The sequence below is a fragment of the Chryseobacterium sp. RLHN22 genome (assembly GCF_051011795.1).
Lineage (GTDB): Bacteria > Bacteroidota > Bacteroidia > Flavobacteriales > Weeksellaceae > Chryseobacterium > Chryseobacterium zhengzhouense.
The window spans coordinates 87,298-110,650 of sequence record NZ_JBPCHW010000005.1 but is presented as its reverse complement, the minus strand read 5'-3'; the positions used below and the strand labels follow the sequence as shown (position 1 = coordinate 110,650).

The 23,353-nt window shown below is 33.3% G+C and carries 17 protein-coding genes; 8 read left to right on the top strand and 9 right to left on the bottom strand.

Translation table 11 applies throughout. The features are described from left to right. Positions 1-12 precede the first annotated feature (12 nt). The 4 genes from ACR1PN_RS07005 to ACR1PN_RS06990 form a co-directional block, all read right to left on the bottom strand. Positions 13-1,515 (bottom strand): protein kinase domain-containing protein, encoded by a 1,503-nt coding sequence (locus ACR1PN_RS07005; protein WP_433979435.1) that lies wholly within the window; start codon positions 1,513-1,515, stop codon positions 13-15. A gap of 204 nt (positions 1,516-1,719) precedes the next feature. Next, positions 1,720-2,571, bottom strand: a complete 852-nt coding sequence (locus ACR1PN_RS07000) for an HNH endonuclease (protein ID WP_433979434.1) — start codon at positions 2,569-2,571, stop codon at positions 1,720-1,722. Beyond that, entirely contained in the window at positions 2,572-4,071 is a 1,500-nt protein-coding gene (locus ACR1PN_RS06995) for an AAA family ATPase (protein ID WP_433979433.1), read from the bottom strand. It abuts the gene before it with no gap. An 18-nt stretch (positions 4,072-4,089) separates the two neighbouring features. Continuing rightward, positions 4,090-4,866: a DUF6602 domain-containing protein gene (locus ACR1PN_RS06990; RefSeq protein ID WP_433979432.1), complete on the bottom strand. Its 777-nt coding sequence runs from the start codon at positions 4,864-4,866 to the stop codon at positions 4,090-4,092. Between the two features lie 86 nt (positions 4,867-4,952). Here ACR1PN_RS06990 and ACR1PN_RS06985 point away from each other — a divergent pair, with 86 nt between their 5' ends. Beyond that, positions 4,953-5,171 (top strand): hypothetical protein, encoded by a 219-nt coding sequence (locus ACR1PN_RS06985; protein WP_433979431.1) that lies wholly within the window; start codon positions 4,953-4,955, stop codon positions 5,169-5,171. A gap of 6 nt (positions 5,172-5,177) precedes the next feature. On the opposite strand, the gene ACR1PN_RS06980 is transcribed toward ACR1PN_RS06985, so the two are convergent. Then, a complete protein-coding gene (locus tag ACR1PN_RS06980) occupies positions 5,178-5,429 on the bottom strand; it encodes a hypothetical protein (protein ID WP_433979430.1) in 252 nt (83 codons plus the stop codon). A gap of 712 nt (positions 5,430-6,141) precedes the next feature. On the opposite strand from ACR1PN_RS06980, the gene ACR1PN_RS06975 reads away from it, so the two are divergent. From ACR1PN_RS06975 to ACR1PN_RS06965, 3 genes are read left to right on the top strand one after another with little or no spacing between them, the layout of a single operon-like run. Continuing rightward, the gene (locus ACR1PN_RS06975; protein WP_433979429.1) at positions 6,142-9,153 is read left to right on the top strand and encodes a SusC/RagA family TonB-linked outer membrane protein; all 3,012 of its coding nucleotides are present in this window, start codon (positions 6,142-6,144) and stop codon (positions 9,151-9,153) included. A gap of 11 nt (positions 9,154-9,164) precedes the next feature. Next, on the top strand, positions 9,165-10,553 hold the full coding sequence (locus ACR1PN_RS06970) for a RagB/SusD family nutrient uptake outer membrane protein (protein WP_433979428.1): 1,389 nt from the start codon (positions 9,165-9,167) through the stop codon (positions 10,551-10,553). Beyond that, positions 10,553-12,985: an alpha/beta hydrolase family protein gene (locus tag ACR1PN_RS06965; protein ID WP_433979427.1), complete on the top strand. Its 2,433-nt coding sequence runs from the start codon at positions 10,553-10,555 to the stop codon at positions 12,983-12,985. The genes ACR1PN_RS06970 and ACR1PN_RS06965 overlap by 1 nt, the downstream gene beginning before the upstream one ends. A 35-nt stretch (positions 12,986-13,020) precedes the next feature. Here the strand turns inward: ACR1PN_RS06965 and ACR1PN_RS06960 are convergent, their stop codons facing one another. The 3 genes from ACR1PN_RS06960 to ACR1PN_RS06950 form a co-directional block, all read right to left on the bottom strand. Beyond that, positions 13,021-13,299 (bottom strand): DUF6520 family protein, encoded by a 279-nt coding sequence (locus tag ACR1PN_RS06960; RefSeq protein WP_433979426.1) that lies wholly within the window; start codon positions 13,297-13,299, stop codon positions 13,021-13,023. 46 nt (positions 13,300-13,345) lie between these two features. Next, positions 13,346-14,827 carry a DoxX family protein gene (locus ACR1PN_RS06955; RefSeq protein WP_433979425.1) on the bottom strand — a complete coding sequence of 494 codons (1,482 nt, stop codon included), beginning with the start codon at positions 14,825-14,827 and terminating at the stop codon, positions 13,346-13,348. Between the two features lie 203 nt (positions 14,828-15,030). Continuing rightward, the gene (locus tag ACR1PN_RS06950) at positions 15,031-15,264 is read right to left on the bottom strand and encodes a hypothetical protein (RefSeq protein WP_433979424.1); all 234 of its coding nucleotides are present in this window, start codon (positions 15,262-15,264) and stop codon (positions 15,031-15,033) included. A 278-nt stretch (positions 15,265-15,542) separates the two neighbouring features. Here ACR1PN_RS06950 and ACR1PN_RS06945 point away from each other — a divergent pair, with 278 nt between their 5' ends. Beyond that, entirely contained in the window at positions 15,543-17,246 is a 1,704-nt protein-coding gene (locus ACR1PN_RS06945) for a helix-turn-helix domain-containing protein (RefSeq protein WP_433979423.1), read from the top strand. Positions 17,247-17,292: 46 nt separating this feature from the next. Beyond that, entirely contained in the window at positions 17,293-18,138 is an 846-nt protein-coding gene (locus tag ACR1PN_RS06940) for an RteC domain-containing protein (RefSeq protein WP_433979422.1), read from the top strand. Positions 18,139-18,186: 48 nt separating this feature from the next. Here the strand turns inward: ACR1PN_RS06940 and mobC are convergent, their stop codons facing one another. Further along, positions 18,187-20,187: a conjugal transfer protein MobC gene (gene mobC, locus ACR1PN_RS06935; protein ID WP_433979421.1), complete on the bottom strand. Its 2,001-nt coding sequence runs from the start codon at positions 20,185-20,187 to the stop codon at positions 18,187-18,189. Positions 20,188-20,738: 551 nt separating this feature from the next. On the opposite strand from mobC, the gene ACR1PN_RS06930 reads away from it, so the two are divergent. Together ACR1PN_RS06930 and ACR1PN_RS06925 are read left to right on the top strand one after the other, a co-directional pair. Further along, positions 20,739-22,055: a ComEC/Rec2 family competence protein gene (locus ACR1PN_RS06930; protein ID WP_433979420.1), complete on the top strand. Its 1,317-nt coding sequence runs from the start codon at positions 20,739-20,741 to the stop codon at positions 22,053-22,055. A gap of 12 nt (positions 22,056-22,067) precedes the next feature. Continuing rightward, positions 22,068-23,351, top strand: a complete 1,284-nt coding sequence (locus ACR1PN_RS06925) for a hypothetical protein (RefSeq protein ID WP_433979419.1) — start codon at positions 22,068-22,070, stop codon at positions 23,349-23,351. Positions 23,352-23,353 lie beyond the last annotated feature (2 nt).

Genomic DNA, 23,353 nt, shown 5'->3' with positions numbered 1-23,353 from the left:
CAACAATTCATTTTATTCGTTATACTTTGGATTATATTTACTAATATCATGACTAAGATATCTGCCAGTAATCTTTCCTTGCTCATCCCTTACATAAATAGCTGTGTAGCCCATTCGTATCAGACTTTTAATATATTCTCTAAAATTTACCACTCCCATCTTGCCATGTCGACCATCATATGTAGAGGGAGTCAAATTATAATGAGAAGTTTTCTTAAAAGCTACCAAGCGAGCTCCTCCTAATCTTATGACAGTCCTATAGTTTGTTGGCCTATGGTTTTCACCATCATCATATTTTTCGTAATAGTTTTCAATGTAGTCATGAGGTTTATAATCCCCCGATTCCAGCTGTATAAGTTCCTCACTTCCTTTATATGAATAATATATATGTTCTAAATCCTCTATTTCTAGATAAAAATAATTCCATTCATTATTATCACCAAAAGAGCAGAATGATAGTTTCTTTGGTTTAACCATATAGGGTAATCCAAAATCTACTTCAAGAAAATCGACATCTGCTATTTTGGCTCCCTTCAAATCAAGTCCACCTCCATTGCTAAAAAACATATGATTTAAAGAATCAATACTTCCTATGATATTTAGAATATTACAGATAGTTTCTAAATCTGTCCATTCAGCATATCCTGGTATATTAATAGGAAACAGCTTATATTGGATAGTCTTCCAGTCGAGGTCATTCTTCTTTAGAAAATCCGCCTGCGTAGCATTCCACTCAGATAATATTTCAATAAATTTATCTATGTCTGGTCGCCGATCTGCGGTATTTTCAGTGCACGCAACAAGTAGATCCTCAAGAATGTTCAAATAGATGTCTGGAACATGAAAACTAAGTCCAATGGAGCCTGTAGGAGAGTATTGCCCTTCAAATCCCTTTTCCTTTCCAGTCAGTAAAATCCATAAAGTCTTTGAAAGACTGTAAACATCAGCAGAAATACCTTCCGCATTTTCTGGATTTGCCCTCATTTCTGGTGCAATTGTCCATCTTGGCCCAAGAGAACTGCCTGCCAATGTAAGTTCTTCTTCCTTTTCAGGGTAATCTACTAATCCAAAGTCCCCAACAATAAACCTTTCCTGAAAAAACAAATTTTGTGGTTTTATATCCCTATGGGATACGCCTTTTTTATGTAATTCAGATAGAATTTTAGCAATTTCTAAAACTGCATTTACTTTGGTAATCGATGGCTTATCAGCAAGATACTTATTTAATGTCTGAACTTTAGGCATTATATACCATAAGTTTTTGTCTGAAGAGGCTGCATGGTCAAGAATCCGCATAACCCCAGTATTGTCTTGATTTTCTTTAATAATTTTGATTTCATCTAAGAATCTTTTCCTAGCTGTATTATGATCTTTTTTTAAAAGCTTGATAACTTGCTGTTCTCCTGTTTTCTGATTTTTGACAGTCCATACTACACTATTTCCCCCATGGGCAATATCTTTTAGCAGTTCCCAGTCTCCTAGGATTTGTCCTTTAGCAAATACTTTCTTTGGCATGCGTTTATGGTTTGTAATTAGTTTTTTATAAAGATATATATATTCAAGTATAAAATATTGCTCTCCATCTAAGATTATTTAAAATAATAACCTTCCTTGTCTAAAACAATATGTCGATTAAATATGTCATAAATAAAATACAAACTATCCCGCAGCATGCAGTAACTATAGTATAATTTTCACTATATGATAATTTATAGTTATTTAATTAAAATAACTATTGCCCACACATCCATCTAAAAATTGGTCATTATCTTTCAAATTTTTGTACATTATTGTTTGCCAATCAAGCATACCAACACTATTTAAGCAACCTAAATATGTTTCCTCAAGATGATGCCTCAATTCTTCCCTGCTTCTTTGTAAAAGATTTTTTAAATTTAATTGTCTTGTTCTTAGTTCTCTATTCGCTTCGTTGGCGAATAGTTCATCGATGTTGTAAGCATTAAAATGATTAACTGAGCGATTAAATTTGTTATCGTCCCAATGTGTTAGCCTACTAACCTTATAACTAAAACTTAGTGGTTCTCCAATTATAAGTTCAGCAACTATCCAAGGCTCTGTATCCACAATATCAAAGTAGGGATGAAAAGTCTGCGTTTCCTGATTGGACGGATAACTAATCATCTTTTCAGTATTGCAATCTCTACATGATGGTATTAAATTCACAGGCGTAATAGAAAGATATGGATATTCACTTTTGGGAAGGAAATGGTCAATAGTTTTAACTGTTTTAACGGTACAATATGGGCATATGTTAAATGGTGCAGAAAGAATAAGCCAGTCATAAAAAATTCTTGCATTTGGTCTTTTTAACATTCGGTATTCATAGTAACTTACTAAAGATTCTTTCGTAACAGTTAAGCTAGCTGGAATTCCTCTGGGAACTTCAAAAAGACTATTGTCTTGTACTTTTGTAATGTACTCATTTTCCAAAAGTGTAAAAGTTAATCTATTTGTATTAATCTGATTTCTAGTTGATTCTTTTACATTATCACTTATGAAAACATCTAAAATATTGTCAACTGTTTCTGCTGGTCTTGATATACTTTTCATTTATCTTTCTTTATCAAAAAATAGGCTTCTCAAAATTGATCTACCTTCTATACCTAATTGCTCATCAATTTTTCTTATTGCACTTTCGTAGTTATAATTTTCTTGCACCAACTCTTTTAATATTTTGTAAAAACCAGACTCAGTTACTTCAAGCCCAAAAACCTCATTTGTTAATACACCAATGTTTTCCCCAAAAGTTTCTAATCTAGGTCTTTCAAATTTTGAATAAGCTCCCATTCTCGATAGTTTATAAACACAAGAACTTGGAACTTCCTGTAGTACAATAGGAGAATGAGTTGTCATTATGCACACAGCATTTCTATCTAAAAGTAATGTAGATAATGCTCTAATAAATGATGATAGAAGGGGAGGATGGAGGTGAATTTCAGGCTCATCGAAAAATACTAGACTTTTCTCTTGTAATAATTCTACAAGCTTTGTTATTGTGAGCAGTATTATTTTATGTCCAGAACTCAGTTTTGTGAATTTTGATCGTAAGACGGCTGTATCATTGGTTTTATATTCTTTTTCTATAAATTCTATTAAATTTTCATTTTTGAAAACAGGATCACTTTCTAACTCTGAAACAATGTTTTTCCATCTAAAAAATCTTTTAGAACTAATAATCAAATTAATACTTGATAAAAAGTTGTCGGCGAAATCATTAAGGGAATGTTTGTTTTCAACTTCCATTTTTTTTAAGCCAACAAAATGATACTTTATTTCTTTATTTTCAAACTTATTGTGAAATTCATATTCGTCGAAGGCGCTGAAAGTGACACATATCACATTAGAAAATTTATCACTTTCGTATTGTGTATTAAAAATGAAACGTTCATCGCTTGTATCATTGCTTGGTTGCAAAACACTATTAAGCATTTTGTTTAATAGATACGATTTACCTACCCCATTACTGCCTATAATTATCTGAATATTTGTTGGTGGATATTGTTCTGCAATTACATTAAATTTGATAGGAGAGGAATGCTGATTCCCCGAAGAATAAGTAAAACTGTAGTCACTTAGCCTGGCTCCACCATTAGCAATTCTTTTAAACTGATTAGCTATTGTTGAATACGAAATGTCTCTCATAAGAGAATCGGTAGTTACTTCTTCAGTTATTGCAAGATTCAATTTTTCACTATTTAGAGCTATATCATTTAGTCCAAAGAGAACAAAATACTTAACTTCTTCTGGCAATTCATTTAAAGTTTCGTAATAAGAATCTTCAGTTCCCACAGAAAAATGTGTGTCATCAAGTGTTTGGAAAGATTCTCCGATCTTGATTTTTTTCTGATCAATACCTTTTCTTTGGCCAATATAACCGATTCTAACAGCTCCTATTGTACATTTTTCTCCTTTAGAATCGACATACTCAACACCGAATAATGTATAATAGGAATAATCATTCCAATCGTCCCAAGTTAAAAGAATTGTATTTTTTGTATTCTCTGGATAATTACCAAATTTATTTGTTACTAAAAAGTTCATTTCTGACATGTGCAAGTAGCTTAATTTTTATAAACAAATCGTTCTGTTCCTTTTAGTTTCTTTAGAGCCCTCTATCGGAAAATCCATAAAATATCTATCTGAAAGATCTACTGATGTAGTCATGTGAATAAGGTTTGATATAAAATACGAATGTGACAAATCTTCAAGTTCGTAGACATTATAAAAATTTGTTTTGCAATCAGCGTCAATTGGAGGTTCAAGACCTTCTCCGTTTATCCAATGTCGTATAAATATCTGTCCCCCTAGTGAAATATGATTAATTACACCGCGAGACAATCTAATTGAATCATCTATAATTTTAGAGTTAATTTTTCCTCTGTAATCAAACGATATTAATCCACGAAAGATTCTATGTTGATCTGTTCGACATAAAGAAGGAAATCGATTTATAAAATTAAAATTTTCAACGACTTTACTTAATCCATTTTTGTCAGTTCTGCTGGAAGAAATATTTGTCTTAACTTCAATTATAGCTCTCACAGAACTTGGAGTTACGATTACAAAATTACCCTCTTCTATTAAAGATCCGTGATTGTTATCGTATACAATAATGTCAATTTGCTTAGATAGCATATTCTCTGTTGGTGATATTGAATTTAGTATAAATCCAGTTCCCACTGATAGATTGTTTGACAGCTTACTTTTGATGATATTCCTTAGTTTGTCTTCTTTGTATCTACCATCCTCTCCCCAATGAGCATTCCCGATTAGGTTTCGAACTCTGTCCTCAAAAATGTCAAGTTCTCTATTTAAGGATTTTTGGTATTCTAGAGTGCTAATCATGGTTGGTATAGTTTTGTTCAAATATACAAAATTATCACATCCCATGGATATCTGTGATTTTTACTATATTTACAAAAACCACAAATATGAAAACACTAAAAATCTACAGCACAATTACAACAATCGCAATCATAACTTTATCTGTACTACTTTATCAAAGCGATGCAAAGCTTAAAGCGTCTAAGAATTCCCTGAAGCAAAATGAAAAAGAAATAAAGTTAAAAGAGAAATTTATAAAAGAATCTGAGGAAGTTTTACAGCAATGTTCTGATAGATATTACAGAGAAATTAGTAAATCAAGATGAAATGTTTTATGAGTTTTCATTCAGATATGTTTTTATTTCCTCATCTAAAATACTGTCAAACTCTTTACCAAAATCAGTCATCGTAAATTCCATAGCTTCAACAATACTTATTAAAGTTGTAGCTTTCGGTGATGTAATACCATTTAAGGTATCATTGATTGTTGCTTTTCGTAGGAGTGCGTTAGAAGCAACTCCATGATAGCTGTAAACAACTTTATTATCCTTAAGTTCCTTTTGCAGATTTTTACCTCTCTCCAAAAGTTTTTTTAAGGAAATAATGATTTTAATTTTGTAAATATTTTGTCAGTATTCACAAGTGCAATTAACAATTTCAAAAAAATAATATCGTTACGCTATGCCGTACCGATATTATTTGTATATTTGAAATTATTGTTGACAGATAAATATTTGTTTGTTAACTTTGCGATACTTCAAAGAATAATAGAAGCTATTGCTTAGAATCTTGTATTAGAAAACTGGTAATTTTTAGGAAACAAGAGGATAAGTATTAAGCTCACGACCTAGGCGTGAGCTCTCTTATCTGTTTCCAAGGTATACCAGTACCTCTAATACTGATAATGTAGAGTCTCATGCCGTCTTTTTCCAATGCAGTTCGCTTTATCTCTACATAAAAAATCTAAGCCCGCTTCCTAAAACATAGTATCAGATTACACGATACAATAGGAGGGTACAACCTATTGAGGCTTTAAATAGCTCACTTGGGACACAGATTTCATTCATATTAAATTCTTTCCGGTGCCTTGCGGTCACTGTTTACAGAACCTCACCAGTCCTTTTTCATACCAAAGGGCATCAGGAAAGTCTTTATTTAAAAATGAAAATCAAAAAACTACTCAACTTAAAAATCAGAAGAAAGAAAAAAGCCCCTTCCCATAGAGTTTGCAGACCAACGGGAAAGAGCGTAGTTCAGTAATTAATCTTTTAAAAAATTAAAAACCTTTACAAATCTATGAAAAATTCCTATTACCATATAGGAGGCATTTTCTTTGGGCTTATGTTTACCGCTGTAAGCATTAATACAAACGCCCAGACACGCACCATTTCCGGTACTGTTACTACATCAGGCAAACCTTTACAGGGAGTTATCATCTCCCAAGAAGGCAGTGATCAGGTAACTATGTCCGGCAACAACGGAACCTATACATTACAGGTTACAGCAGAAAATCCCATCCTATTGTTCAGACATCCTGAGTATGCTGAAGAACGAATTACAGCCACTACTCAGACCGTCATTAATATCAGCTTAGAACAAAAAGTAAAGGGAATCGAAGAAGTTATTCTCAACGCGGGCTACTACAAGGTAAAAGATCGAGAAAGAACCGGTAGTATTGCCAAAGTTTCAGCAAAAGACATAGAAAACCAACCTGTGACCAATGTACTGTCAGCAGCACAGGGAAGAATGGCAGGAGTGAGTATTACACAGAGTTCCGGGGTTGCTGGAGGTGGATATGATGTTCAGATTAGAGGAAGAAACAGCCTCAGAACATTATCCAACAGTCCTGTTGACGGAAATCAGCCTTTATATGTATTAGATGGTGTGCCCATGTCAACGTCAGTTGCTTCAACATTCTCCGCACAGATATTACCTTTCAGAAATATCAACCCTCTTAACAGCATTAACCCTAATGATATTGAAAGTCTTGAGGTACTTAAAGATGCAGATGCAACGGCAATCTATGGAAGCAGGGGAGCGAATGGAGTTATCTTAATTACAACAAAAAAGGGAAGTAAGAATAAATCCAATATAACATTCAATTCAAGTTTGGCTTTTAGCAGTGTAGCATCAAGAATGAAAATGATGAACACTGCAGAATATATGGCAATGCGTAAATCTGCATTTGCAAATGATAATATTACAGCATATCCGGCTACGGCATATGACGTGAATGGTGCCTGGGACGAATCCCGTTACACCGACTGGCAGAAGACATTGACCGGAAAAACGGCAACGACCTCAAATACAAGTCTTGGTCTGTCGGGAGGTTCGGATGGTTGGACATACCGAATCAATGTGACCCACAATGAACAGACAACTGTTTATCCTGCTGATTATCAATACAAGAATAATGCTCTGTCAATGGGTTTTACCCACAGATCAAAAGATAAGAAGCTGAATGTTGTGATGGCTAATAATTTTTCGCAGCAATTCAATAATGTCATCAATGAGGATTTAACAAATATTGGTTTGTTTCTCAGTCCAAATGCTCCGGCACTTTATAACAGTGACGGATCTTTAAATTGGCAGAACAATACGTTTACCAATCCTATGGCATCAACGGTGGCTACGTATCAGAATGATACCAAACAGATTAATAACAGTTTGAATATTTCTTATCAGATTTTTCCGAATATCAGCTTTAACATCAATTCTGGCTTTAATTATCAAAATTTTGAAGAGTTTAATTTGCGACCTCATACAAGGTATAATCCTGCCTTTAATTTTACCAGTTCGAATGGTTCAAGCACATTAACGAGTAGTTTTTCTTCATTTTCATACAATGTAGAACCACAGCTCACCGCTGATTACAGCTTCGGCAGAAATAAAGTAAGCTTCCTGCTGGGTGCAACCATCAATTCATTGGAGTCCAAACAATCTTCGATTCAAGGGTCAGGATTTGAAAGCAATGCTTTGATGATGAATATCAATGCAGCCAAAACGAAAATATTTTCTGATGTCATTTCTACGGAATATAAATATATTGCTGCTTTTGGACGATTGAATTATCAGTTTGACGGTAAATATATTGTCAATCTCACTGCGAGAAGGGATGGTTCAAGCAGATTTGGTCCCAACAACAGATTTGCCAATTTTGGAGCAGTGGGAGCAGCATGGTTGTTTTCAAAGGAAAACTTTTTAGCTGGCAGAAAATGGTTAAGTTTTGGAAAAATAAGAGGAAGTTACGGTATTGCGGGAAGCGATAATATTGGCGATGCACAGTTTCGGGATACGTATTCAGTAGCTTCTGCGAGTATCTACAATGGAGTAGTGGGGCTTGTTCCCACAAGATTATTCAACGGAAGCTTTAGCTGGGAAAAAACAAAGAAACTGGAATTTGCAGTTGAAACATCATTTTTAAAGGATGTTATTGGCTTGAACATCTCTTGGTTCAGAAACAGATCCAACAATCAGTTGGTAGGTCTGCCTTTACCGGCAACAACCGGTTTTACCTCTGTTCAGGCCAATCTGCCTGCTACTGTAGAAAACAAAGGCTGGGAATTCGAATTGAGGGCAGCTCCTATCAAAAGCAACAGTTTTTCATGGCAGTCAGATTTTAACTTAACCATTCCTCAAAATAGGTTGCTTGCTTTTCCTAATCTTGAAGGATCTACGTATGCCAATCAATTTGTTGTAGGCTATAGTACTTCTATTGTTAAGCTTTATGAGTTTAACGGGATTAATCCAGCTACAGGACTATATTCGTTTACAGACGTCAATGGAGACGGTAAAATCTCCTCACCGGATGATAACAAAAGCATTGAAGACCTTTCTGTACAATTCTATGGAGGCTGGTCTAACAGACTGCGCTACAAAAATTGGGATTTATCATTTTTATTTCAGTTTACCAAACAAAGAAATTATAATTATCACAACTATATGCCAGTTGGAGGAACAATGAATAATCAACCACAATTTGTTTCAGATGTATGGTATGCGGGAAATCCAAACGGTTACTATATGCCTTTTACAACGGGTGTAAATCCAACTAAAAATGCAGCTCACACTAATTTTACCCGCAGTACTGCAGCAGTCGGTGATGCTTCATTCATCAGACTAAAAAACATTCAACTCAACTATAGACTTCCTTTACAAAGTTCACTTGTTTCGGAGGTAATGATCTACCTACAGGGTCAAAATGTTTTAACATGGACAAAATATTTAGGTTTAGACCCTGAATTTATTTCGACCGGTTATTTACCGCCATTGAGAACATGGTCAATAGGAACCCAGATTAACTTTTAAAAATTGTAAAAATGAAAAATAATATAATTAATAAATTAAAAATTATTTCAGCAAGCATTATTTTATTGGGCTCTGTGTCTTGTGAAAAATTCATAGATACTGATCTTCCTTATAATCAGATTGGAACTCAAGAGGTTTTTGCTGATACCTCTTCTGCCAATGCAGCGTTAGCAGGACTGTATGCTGAACTGTGGAGCAACTCAATTTTTTCAGGAGACAGTTCGGGTTCGGCTGCTATTTTAGGAGCTTATACTGATGATCTCAACTGTTATTCGGCGTATGTTCAGAACGGAATAGTAGATATCTACAACAATGTACATATTCCTACCAATTCCATTATCTATAACTACTGGTCTAGAGCGTACAAGCATATTTATTATGCCAACTCGATTATCAAGGGGGTGAAGGAATCCACTTCAATTTCACAAACGCATAAAAACCGATTGATTGGTGAGGCGACTGTAATTCGTTCAATGATCTATTACAACTTATCGCAGGTTTTTGATGATATACCCTACACCGATACGACAGATTATGTTTATAACAGCCAATTGAAAAAAGTTTCCAAGATGCAATTAATGGCGACTCTTGAAAATGATTTGAAAGACGTACTCAATGGTTTGAGTGATCAGTATGCAAATCAGGAACGAATCTATGTTAACAAAAAAGTAGGTGAACTTTTACTGGCAAAAATATTTCTAAGTGCTGAAAAGTGGAACGATGCTGAGTTACTGCTTTCTCAAATCATTCAATCACCCCTTTATACTTGGGAATCAGATTTAAGTAAAGTTTTTACTAAAACAGGAAAGCATATTATGTGGCAGCTGAAACCGGCTAATTCTACCGATGCTACAAAAGAGTATCTGCTTTACAACTTTACAACAAGCCTACCTACATCTTTTTCCTTATCAGATGTATTGGTAAATTCTTTTGAAGCCGGTGATCAAAGAAAACAAGTCTGGATTTTGCCAACGGCAATCAATCAGAAGACCTATTTCCGTCCTATGAAATATAAAAATCCGGCAAACGCAAATTCCACCGAGAATTCAGTGGTATTCAGATTGGAGGAAGCCTATTTATTATACGCAGAAAGCCTTGCTAATCAGAATAAAATATCTGAGGCAAAAAATTACGTGGATAAAATCAGGCAAAGAGCAGGATTATCTTCACTTCCAGCAGGACTTTCAAAAGATGCTTTACTTGGTAAAATATCGGATGAGTTCAGGCATGAATTTTTCGCTGAAATGGGACATCGCTTTTTCGATTTAAAGAGAATCAATAAGCTTGATATTATAGGATTATCAAAACCGAACTGGAAAAGTTTTCATAAAGCGTTTCCAATTCCGGAAAGAGAGCTTCTGATAAATCCTAATCTTAATCCTCAAAATAGTGGTTATTAATGAAGAAAATTTTTTCACTCCTGTTGTTGAGCCTGTTTACGATGGTTTTTGCACAGGAGCAACCTGAAATGCCATCGGACGGAAAATATAAACCTTTTGAAATTAACTTTAAAGATGCTTCCGCCGATGGTCATTGGCTTGCTGTCTACAAAATCTATGACAATCAAAGTGACAGCCTTGTTATTGTTAATCGTCATCATCCTAAAATTTTCTATGAGAAAATAAAAGTTTTGGATTATAAATGGGCTCCTCAAGATTTGGTATTAAGATATGATAACAGAACTGAAATTTTTGACTATACTAAAGGTACATCCTTTCATCTACCAGTTTGTGAAAGCTTTGTTCTTAACAAAAAAGAAAATTTACTGATCTTATATGGTTCTGAGCAAGTGAAAGTCTACAACCTTAAAACTAGGACGTTAATGGATAGCATCAGTTCAGTGAAAAAAGTATTCTGTCGAGAGGATACTGTTTTGTTGTTGATTCAAAAGAATAACACTTATGAATTGGTGAAATTAAAAAGGAATTTAAAATCCATTTTGTATCAAACAAAAGACTTCATTTCCAATGTAACAGAGCTACAGAATCAATCATTGTTGATTTTTAAAAATACTAAGAATGGAATAAAGGATATAGTTTACTATAATGATCTTCAAAATAAGGTATTCAATTTTTCAGAACAACATGAAGTTGATTTTAATTTTGCAAAAGGTTATCAAAGAAATGACGGAAGTATTGTTTTAACTCTTGAAAAGCCGAAGAAAAAGCAAACATTGAGTGAGCCTGAAATTTGGCAAGCATCTGAAAATAATTACAAAGAAAAATTCTCTAACACATCAACAAGTCAATTGCTTTGGATTCCTGAGCAAAGTAAAGTCATTGATTTAGGATTTCAAAAAATGGACAGGGTTGTAGATACTAACAATAAAGATTATTTTCTCAGTTTTAGCTTTTCAGGGATGCGTGACTATACCAGTCTAGACGTTTCTCTAAAGTTATACAGATATGATTTCATTGCAGATACATATGATTATATAGATGTAGTAAAATCAGGTGCAACATATTCTCCTGATGGAGATTACATCATTTACAAAAAAGATGATTATTGGAAGCTGGTGAACGTTAATTCTTTAAAGTCAATTAGAATTGATAATCACGGTTTCTCCCAAGCATATTTCACAGAAAATAAAAAAATATTTTTTGATGGATCGGAAGGATTGTGGGAGTATGATTTAAAAAGAGACAGACTAAAATTAAATTTTAATCAGGAAAAAGGAAATTATAAGATATTGAATTCTAATTATTCAACCCATTTTTCAAGTAACCTGTTTGAACTTGCTTTTTTATGCAGAACTGTAGATGAAAATAACTTACTTTTTGAAATAAATAATAGAGCTGATCTTATCACGTCGATATATGAAAAATCTGAAAAGCGATATCATCATTTACTTAAAAACAGTACTTCAAAATTGGTCTACAAACAAATAAAAGCGGAAAAAGATTACTTTTTTTCAGAAGAAAATTTTAATCTTCCTAACCAAGTGATTTGTTTAAGTCGAAGTAAGGATAAAAAAGTAATCTATCAATCGAATAGTAAAGATAAAGCGCAATTCAAAATTCGTATTGAGACTGTCACTTTTGAAAATTCAGATCATGCAAAACTTAGAGGCATTCTTTATTATCCATTAAATTATAATCCTGAAAAAAAATATCCGATGGTTGTTCATGTTTATCAGTTACAAAGTCACAAAAGAAATGTATACCCATTATCCTTGGAGCGTCAGGTCAACGTTGGATTCGATCTTAGAGGGCTTTTAGAAAAAGGATACTTTGTTTATCTACCTGATATCATTAATAATGAAAAAGGAGTTGGGCTTTCGGCTTTATATTGTGTTGATAAATCTCTTGATGCTCTACAACAACATAAATCCATTAACTTTCAGAAAGTTGCTTTGATTGGTCATTCTTTCGGCGGTTATGTAACAAATTTTATTTCAACGCATTCCAATAGATTTACAACTTATATTTCAGGTGCAAGCGTCAGCGATATTGTCAAATCATATTTTTCAATGAGCTTCCACTATATGAGCCCTTTGTATTGGCAATATGAAGAAGGGCAGTTTAATTTTAATGCTCCATACATTTCGAATCAAGAATTGTATTTTAAAAATAATCCAATTTCTTATGTTCAAAACGTCAATAAGCCGATGCTCTTATGGGCAGGGAAAAAGGATTTAAATGTGGAGTGGGGACAATCAATGGAGTTTTATTTGGGGCTTAAAAGAAATTTTAAGCCAGCGACAATGATTGTGTATCCTGAAGAAGGACATTATTTAGCGTCCCGTGAAAGTGCTAAAGATCTTTTAAGAAAAGTTTCTGAATGGTTAGATTACTATCTGAAGGATTTTTCAAAACCGGATTGGATAGAATAGAAAGGAAAAGGATGCCTGTTGGCATCCTTCCTTTTTTAGTTTCTATACAAATTTTGTCCGCACTCAGTAGCACTGATTCGCTGATACATGACTTTTGATGTACCATCTACTAATTCAGTACAGACTGCACCGAAAGAAGTATTACAATCAACTTCTCCAAAAGGGATACATTGTTCATCTGGAGCAGATGCATCAAAATGATACGCTTGGATAAGCGCTTTTTTGTCTGTTTTTGCTTTGTTGGTAGCAAAAGCACTTCCGATACCAAATACCAAAATGGCTACGGGAATCATGATTGTTTTAAAATTTTTCATAATAATTGTATTAAGATGTGCCTACGATTAAATCAGGTTTTCGGCATTACCTGTGAAATTTTTCAAGTACCGGTTGCGCAAAATGGTATTTGACAATTTCATTTCCAATGAGGATATATAAGTATTCACCAGCAATAAGCATATCTTTCAGTTTTTCACCATGGCGATTAGGCACTAAAAAGCTTCCGGAATAATATTGCTGATTAATCTTATAAAAATCTATAATGCTTGCCTTATTCCACTGCATAGTTCCATCATGAATTGCTTTGGAATTTGAGTTTACAAACAAGATATTGTTTGAGACAAATGCATTTTTTACGCTTTGCTGTAACGGGTTTTTCACTTTTGTTGACCCATCGGGCAGCTTTACCGTTTCAGTTTTCTGATTTTTGATATAGCTTATAAGTTTAAATCTTTCTTTTTCACCAGAAGAACTGTTCATAACGATAAACTCATTTTTGTAGTAATACACATAAACCGATTTGTTTTGCTGTTCATCGAGTAATAACTGTCCATCATTTTCAATGTATCCGGTTTTTTGAGTACCGAGGATATCATATTTCAGATGTACATCGTTATTTTTGAAAGATCCAATGACAAAATTCTTGAATTGTGAGCCTTGTGACCGAAACAAAAAGTTATCTTCTGAAATAACATTCAGTTGATCGAAATACATATCTCTGAAGCTCGCTATACTCAAAGATTTGTTATTTTCGATAGTACCTTTATAAATAATTGGAACAGTTCCGTCGTAAATGTAATAATGAGGTGTTTTCCAAGTAACTTTTATACTTTTGAACTGATGAGATTTTGTATCTAAGGGTATTCTATATTTTGTGAAACTGCTTAGATCTTTTTTTACGATTGTAAGATTTAATGGAGCAGTGGTATTACCCAGATAAATATTCAAGGAATCCTGTCCCAAAAAGTAAAACGAATTGTAATTAATATCTAATTTTATTTCATCTTCAAGTGCATGAGGAATATATCTTCTTGTAAAATTATTGTTTTTTCTAAGTTCTCTCTCAGACTGCAAATACATGAGAAAAACACTTAGTGAACTTAATATTATTACTGCAAATGTTATTGGAATATATTTTATGAGTTTTTTGCCTGCTTTATTTTCGGTTATTATAACGGCTACCAAACATGCTATAACACAAATTGCATTAAAAAAAAGATGCTGTCGCCATCCCATGTTTTCAAGGACACCACCGCATGAACAAGGTACAAACTCACTGTATTCAAGAATTAAATAGATATAGACTGTAAATGCTGACATTAATCCTAAAGAAGAGTATAATCCTATAATTCTACTTTTGGGAAATAGTAATAATGCAACAATTATAAATTCAGTGATAATAACAAAGTACGAAACTATGCCTGCGTAGGAGCTCAACAATGGTGATTGAGCGATTTGTACCTGAAAATTTTCAAAATCAAGCAACTTACTGATGGATGCATAAATGAACAAAAGAATAAAAAAATAGGAAACGGTTTGTATAAAAATATTCAAAAAGGCTTTCATGATTAATGCATTAATAGTTTTAACAGATTTGGATTAATTGCCATTTTATTTTCTTCCCGCAGTAGTCAGGCATGGGTTCACCCTTAAGCAAGGGTACTGTAGTCTTAAAATTCCCCACACTCTCCCAGATGCCGCTTTCCGGACATGGTAGGCCTGTAACAACTGATATGGAGGTATGAGGAATCATAGTTTATGGAATTTTATTATTTTTTTGGAATTAGCCGCCAGTTGTCACCATCCCTTACTGGAGGATCGATGTCTGGATCTGGGTCTAATGTTCCTTCTGAAGATTGTGTAGAGTCTGCTGATTTCATAAATGTTTTTTGTAATTGTTCAGACTGATTAAAATCAGTGGTGATGTCTTCATCTCGGTTTGCGCAGTTTTGACAAGAAACTGAAGCTATTGCTATGCTTAAAATTGGGATCAAATTTTTCATTTTAATAATTTTAATTTGGTTATCCCGGCCGGATTGATTTAGAATTCTGAAGCCAAAGTTATCCGGCTGAAGCCTCAGAAAAAACCGTGTTGTGTGGTAATTTTAAAATTGAGACGGAACTATTTTAAAATTGACCCATTGTTTAAATGCCTTTAAAACCTCATTAATTAACATCAAATCCTGTTTTCTACTCTTTACACAATAGGACGAGGTAAAAACCCCTGTATTTAAACGCAAAATCATTATTTTTGGAATGGTGAGGTTCTTAATATCAGTATATGAAAAAGTTAAATTGCTTTCTCTTCCTCCTTTCTGTATTTTCACAATTACTATTTTCACAGCAAAAAAAAGAAAAGACCTACAGGGAGATCAGAGATTACTACCAGAAAATGACAATAGATGATGTCCGTGCGATGCCGTATGTAAGACTCTACATCCAAAAAGCAAAAAAAGAAAAAAACTTTTCTAAGCTGATTCAGGGATATAGAGATGCGAGACAGTTTGACTTAAACAATAAAACCAAATATGCTGATAGTGCTTTAACAATAAGCCTGAAGTACGGAACCAGAGATGACATCAGTAAAGAATATCTCAGTAAAGGAATTATCTATTATTTCTACCAAAAAAAGTACAGATTAGCTCTCAATGATTATTTGCAGGCTTACCAGTATTCTAAAGGATCTGAGGATCAATATCATCATTATAAAGTAATTTACCATTTGGGTATTGTAAAAGAACACTTAGGCTACTATGAAGAAGCTTTGAAACATTTTGAAGAATCCGGTAACTTCTACAGTTCTCAAATTCATAAAAACCAGCATGAAAATATTCAGTTCAATTATAAGAAGGCATATTTCAATTCGCTTCACCAAATGACGGTAATCAACCGTTATCTTAAAAATTTCTCAAAGAGCGACAGCCTTAGCAAAGTTGGTTATGATCTCACCAAAAATGATAATGATTTTCTTTTAGAAAACAGTTATTTTCTAAAGTGCATGGGTATTTCGAAGTTTTTAAATCAAAATTATGCTGGCGCTCAGTCAGATTTGGAAAAAGCACTTCCCAATATTCTAAAGCGCAATGATTTCGCTTGGGTATCGGTAATTTATTACTATCTGGGGAAAATCTTTGAAGTTAAAAAGGAAGAAAGTAAAACCATTACCTATTACAGTAAAATAGATTCTATTTTTGAGAAACATCAGTTTATTCAACCGGAGATTTACAGAAGTTATAATTATCTTATTGAGTATTACAAGAACAAAGATGTTCAGAAGCAACTTTATTATACCAATCAGTTACTAAAAGCAGACAGTTTAATCACAAGGGATTATCCCTATCTGTCTCATAAGCTTCATAAAGATTATGATCGAAATAAATTGATTGAACAAAAAGAAGATATTGAGAAAAAGAGTAGAACGAGAATCCTCATTTCACAGGTTTTAATATTTTCAGGTGTGGTGGTGCTCATTTTTTTTGTTATAAGAATCCGTAAAGACCAAAAAATAAAAAAGCAATACAACCTCCTTCAAAAGAGAATAGCGGAAGGCACGTATAATACACAGGATATTACAAACGAAGAATCGGAAGAATATTCCCTGCGAAAAACTTCGATTTCTCCTGAAATGGCTACCGAAATCAAGGAAAAACTTGAAAAATTTGAGAAAGAGCTTCAATTCGTTAAGAAGGGCATCACTCAGAAAAGTATTGCGAGTAAAATGGGAACCAATTCTCATTATTTATCCGTGTATATCAATGAAAATAAAGGAATGAACTTTAATAAATACATGGCTGAACTCCGAATTAATTATATCACAACCCTTTTAAATACCAACAGTAAATATTTAAATTATACTATAGAGGCTTTGGCGGAGGAATGTGGGATTGCAGCGAGACAGAACTTTTCAAAACTTTTTTTCGAGATTAACGGAATTAGACCAACAGATTACATCAAGAAGCGTAAACAGGAACTGAAAATCAGCTGAATGTGGCTTCAATAAACCATTTTTTGTAAATTTCTAAAAAAAGGACATGGTAACAAAAACTATTTTTAGAAAAATCACTCAATTACACGATGAGTTAGAATTAAAAATCAATGAAGTGTATGATGATGACGAAGACATGGTGAAAGTTGCAGAAAAATCTCTGCTTCATATAGACGAATCCATTCGTACACTCAAAGAAATGATTTCATCTCATCAATTTGAAACAGTTGCAGAAGAAGTTCAGTTCTTCAAAAAATTGAAACCGCCATTCATTGCAAAATTTATCTACTATTCAAAAATTTTAGAGGTTGAATCACATAAACCCAATGCAGGAATTAAGGTTTTAAAAAAATATTACGAAGCAGAACAGGAGAAACTAAAACTATTTTATTCTGAGCAATCGGAATTTTACAGTTATTATCGAAGAGAAGCAACCTACCTTGACCATAAAATATTTGTTAGAAATTCTTATGATCTCAAAATGAAATTATCATTCGGTTTTTATAATTTCGATTCAAACTTTACGACATCTCATGATCATATGATTGCTCGTTTTATAGCCAACCAACAGTATGATCAATATCTAAAAAGGCAGATTGAAAATATAGCTGATAATACTAATGGAAAAATTCAGTCACCCTTGGTTTGGTCTTCTTCTAAAGTTGGATTAATTGAGTTGGTTTACGCGCTATATCATATGCGATGCTTTAATGGTGGGAATATAGAGCTGAGTGAGGTTATTAAAAACGTGGAAAAAACTTTGGATACAGACCTTGGTAACTTCCATAAGACCATTTTTGAAATCCGAAACAGAAAGCAGGGACCTACCAAGTTTTTAAATTTGGTCAGTGACAATCTAAATCAGCATTTTCAGAATACTGAAGAAGAATAATCGCGGTTCCTTAGCAAAACCTCAATTGCTGATTCAGGGTTGAGGTTTTTATTCTTTATTAATTAAATGCTGTAAATCAGGATCATTTGAAATTCTATCCAATTCATCTGCAATGATTCTCTTAATATCGGACTTAATATTTTTATAGTTGGTGTCAATGTCTTGCTGCATAACATCAATACCATTATCGTCTAAAAAAGAACGGATTTGCGGTATTTTTTGGTAATTCTTTTCCTGAGCGGAGAGTTTTACAGTATCAACAACAATTTCTGAATGAAATATTTTCTGTTCGATTCTTTCATCAAAATTATCGGAAACTGCTCCCACAAAGAATCCCTGCGTTAGGGTTGAAATTTTAGAAGCTGGAATTAAGCTGTCTAATTGTGTTGAGATTGAAGTAGAAGTATCATTTCTATTAATAGAAATACTTTGTCTTTTTTGGAGTACTTTACCAAATCGTTCGGACAAAGCCTTTGCTGTTTCACCTACGACCTGTCCGCTGAAAATATTGCCGACAGTATTCTGAATAACCTTACTTTCTTTATCGCCGTAATCTCTTGTTAATTGAGAAAAATCCTGAAATCCTAAACATACAGATACTTTATTGCTTCTAGATGTAGCAATCAGATTATCAAGTCCTCTGAAGTAAATCGTAGGAAGCTCATCAATAATGACTGAGCTTTTTAACTGTCCTTTTTTATTGATCAGCTTAACGATTCTGGAATTGTAAAGTCCAAGAGCCGCAGAGTAAATATTCTGTCGATCAGGGTTATTCCCTACACATAAAATTTTGGGCTCTTTAGGGTTGTTGATATCTAAAGAGAAGTCATCGCCGGTCATAACCCAATAGAGTTGCGGCGAAATCATTCTTGACAATGGAATTTTTGCCGATGCAATCTGTCCCTGCAATTGATCCTGTGCTCCGCCTTGCCATGCATCCATAAAAGGAGAGAGGTAGTTCTCCAGTTCAGCGTATGAGGTTAAAATAGTAAAAACATCTTCATATTTTTTATTAAGAAGTTCAATAGCATGAGGAAAGGTACAATATCTACCATCTTTATAAATCTTCAAAAACCAAATAATCGCAGCTAAAAGAATAATAGGGGATTCTACAAAAAAATCTCCCTGTTTTTGTATCCAGCTTCTGTTCAGATTGAGCATGATGGTGTATGAAGCTTCATAAGCATCAGATATATCCTTCATAAAATTTGGATTCAAGGGATTACAGCGATGGCTTCTTTTAGGGTCATCAAAATTGATGATGTAGAACTTAGGTTTTACGGGATAAGCATCTGAATGACTTAATAAGTGATTGTAGGCAATAGTAGAAAGGTCATCAAACTTAAAGTCATAAATATATATCGAAAACCCTTTCTCAATATGCTGTTTAATATAGTTGTTGACGACAGCAAAAGATTTACCTGAGCCGGGAGTACCTAAAACGATGGTAGCACGAAAGGGATTCACAACATTAATCCAGCCGTTATTCCATTTGCCTTTATAATAGAATTTTGTAGGCAGGTTAATGGAATACTCATTGTAAAGGAATTTTGTTTCTTGCAGAAAACTTTCATTTTCACCATTAAAAACATCATCCATTAAATTATTACGCAATAATCTGCTCATCCACACACCAGCCATCAGCAAAGCTATGTACCCAATCGAAGTAGTAAGAATATATAAATGAGCACCTTCAGTTCCCCGTAGTTTTAATAGGGGTATGTTGAGAAAAAACAGCGTAAAACCAATACCTAATGCTAAATAAATTTTTCTCCACGTTATTTTTTCATTTTTTACACCCTTTGTTCCCAAGCAGCTTAACGCCAGTAAAAGTATTCCAAAAGCTTTAGTATAAATTGGATATGAAAACAGATTTGCAGTCCGGTTAAAGTTGTTTAAAATTTTGTTGACTAGCTCTAAAGTCCAGCCACGCTCTAAAAAGAAACCGTAGCAGAACCAATAAAGGTGCATCAGTACCAAAAGAATACTGACTGCCCGCATAAAACCCATGATTTTTGCCAATCCTCTTAAGTCGTCCTCTCCCTGCATTTTAATAATTTTAAAGTTCAGGCGTGAATTTATTATCTATATAATGTGATAGTCTGATTGCAGCATTCAAATGCAGTGTTTGGCTTTTTTTTGGCTATTTTTAAATAACTAGTAACGTTGCTTGCTTAGCCTTGCAAGAACTAGTGATTTATTATAAAGTAAGTTAAAGATACTGATGTAGCAAATATCTTATGTCAAACGAGTGTATCACGTCTCAACGAAAGGAGTTGAGTTTTTAGGATTTAATTAAAATTAAACTAAAAATAAAGTACTAGAAATATCCTAGATTTAAAAGCTTAAATTTTTTTAAATAATTTGAAATCAATGTAAAAATGATAAATTTGTAATAACCATTGAAAATAAATTAAAACATAATTCTATATCACATTGAGAATATTTTTTATTAGATAAGTAAATTTTGCTGTATAACATTTCGTTGGACAAAACTGGTTTTTAATATACTTCTTTTAATTACTTTTTTTGTCGTTTGGAGCTTGAGTGTTTTTGTTTAAGCAGAATTTTTTAAATAGTAATCACCAAAACTAATAATCATGTCAAAAATCTTCAAAGTCGTAACGAGCCTGTACGCTAATACATTTGCAAAAGTTGATGCTAAAGGCCAAGGAATCTCAAAAGTTAATACTCTTTTAATGGGATCATTCGTTAAACTGTTAAATCAGGAAATCAATGGATGGCAACAGATATCAGCTTTTAGTCAGGAAAGCTGGATTCGAAATACCGATATTGGCGAAAATCCCGCATTGAAATGTTTTTATGTGGATGTAGGTCAGGGTGATGGCGCTCTATTAGAAGTTGGAAATGATCAGGATGGACTAAAAATAATTATTGATGGTGGTCCAAATGATAATTTAAGCAGGTATCTAAGTAATTGGCAATACAAATATTATTTTAAGTACAATAAGAAAGTACATATTGACTATATCTTTGTAAGTCATTTTGATAAAGATCATTATCAAGGATTAATTGACATAATTAACGATGATCATTACACAATTGGAACAATTTATCATAATGGAATTGCAAAATTTAACAAAGAAAAAGAAAACTATCCAAAGGATAAATATAATTCTGCTTTAGGAGAGATTACAGGTGAAGGCGATGCAAGATATCTTGTGACTTCTTTTGATAATGTTATTGATTTTAGAGCGCTTAAAGAAACTGGTATGCAAGATCTAATGCAGAAATTCTTGTCATCAGTAAACAACGCTTTTGCAAGTGGAAGACTCGGTAATTTTACAAGGCTAGATCATACTTCTCCCAAGATTACAAAAACGATCAACAATAAAGAGTTTAGAATAGAGATATTGGGACCAGTTACTTCTATAAAGGATGGCAAAGTAGCATTTAAGTTTTTTGATGATTATTCACATACAATCAATGGGCATAGTTTGGTTCTTAAGATTGTTTATGGGAACAGATCATTTTTATTTGGTGGAGATTTAAATGTACCTTCGGAAGATCATCTTCTGCAGCATTATGGAGATGAAAATCCTTTTGAAGTGGACGTTGCAAAATCGTGCCATCATGGTGCATCTGAATTTACACTGGATTTTATGGAAAAGCTGAATCCTTTTGCTACAGTTATTTCGTCAGGCGATAATGAAACCTATTCGCATCCTCGTGCAGATGCTATTGGATGTGCAGGTAAATATTCTAAATCATTACGTCCTTTAGTCTTTTCAACCGAGTTAGCTAGATCTTATGCCAGTTCGGATAAAATACGATACGGGATGATAAATTTGAGATGCGATGGCGAAAGAATTATTATGGCTCAAATGAAAGAAGTTATTTCTGATGGAAAGGTTTGGGATCTGTATGATCATAATTTCTTTGAAACAAACCCTTAATTTTTTAAATTTATGATTGATACATATTTTCAATTTCATCCTGTTGGGCAAGGTGGTTTTTATTCCGGGCATTTTGGTCGTGAAAGAGATGCTTTTAATTTTGTTTTCGATTGTGGTAGCCTAAGTATCAAGACTGAGTTTAAAAATTTTGTTGATAACGTTAAAAGAGGATGGATACAAAATGAAAAGTTAAATATACTCTTTATCTCTCATTTGGATGACGATCATGTTAACGGAATTAAGTTTTTGCTTAAAAATAGCCAATGTGATAACATTTATTTACCTTACTTAACACCATTTGAAAGATTAGTAGTAATCACCAAACATAGTGAGAGTGCAGTAACAGACTATAATGACTTCATCACATTCATGGTTAATCCAAGCAATTATTTATTGGGAATTGATGGAGCAGAAATAGGTTCAATTAATTATATAAATGGAAATTCTGACGAAATTTTTGAAGAACGTCCTGCAGATAATCCAATTATTCCAGATGGTTTTAGCAGTAAATTATCTGATAATTTAGAGGTAATTCCTGACCATGATTTAACCGATCAGATGCAAACTTTAAAAGTCAAAGGTAAAGTAGTTTTCAAAAAGGCTAATCAAAAACTGATTTACGGAAATTTTTGGGAATTCTTTCTTTATCATATAAAGCAGGGAAATTCAAAATCCGCTGAATTCATATCTAAAATTAATGAAATTTATAATCTTAATGTTAATATAGATTTGACTCAGTCGGATTTAGAAACGATCCTTCAGGATAAAATAAGGCTGAAACTTCTAAGAAATGATTTCAAAACTATTTTTAAAAATATCAACAAAACGGGGTTGATTGTCCAGCATAAGCCAATTAATTATTCAAGATTATCAATCAGAAAGCAAAATACTTTTTCTCCATATTATCATAAATACCGCCACTACCGCCGCTCACTTTCTAATGAAACGTATTTTATAGATAGACATAATAATCAGATATTCTATTGTGGAGGCGTTAGTCTTCTCACTGGCGATATTCGTTTTGATGACATTGATAAAGCATCATATATTAGAGGTCACTTACAGCATCTTTCTGTACTTCAAGTTCCTCACCACGGGTCTTCAAACGGTTGGAATAGTACCAAACTTGAATCTTTCAATAATGATAACACAGATGTTATTATCAACTTTGGATTTGGAAATACATATGGTCATCCAAGACCTAATGTACTGCAAGATTTATATTCTGCAGAATTTGACGTACATTTTTGCAATCAGTTTGAAGAATATTGCTATTTAATCAATTTAAAACTTTAATA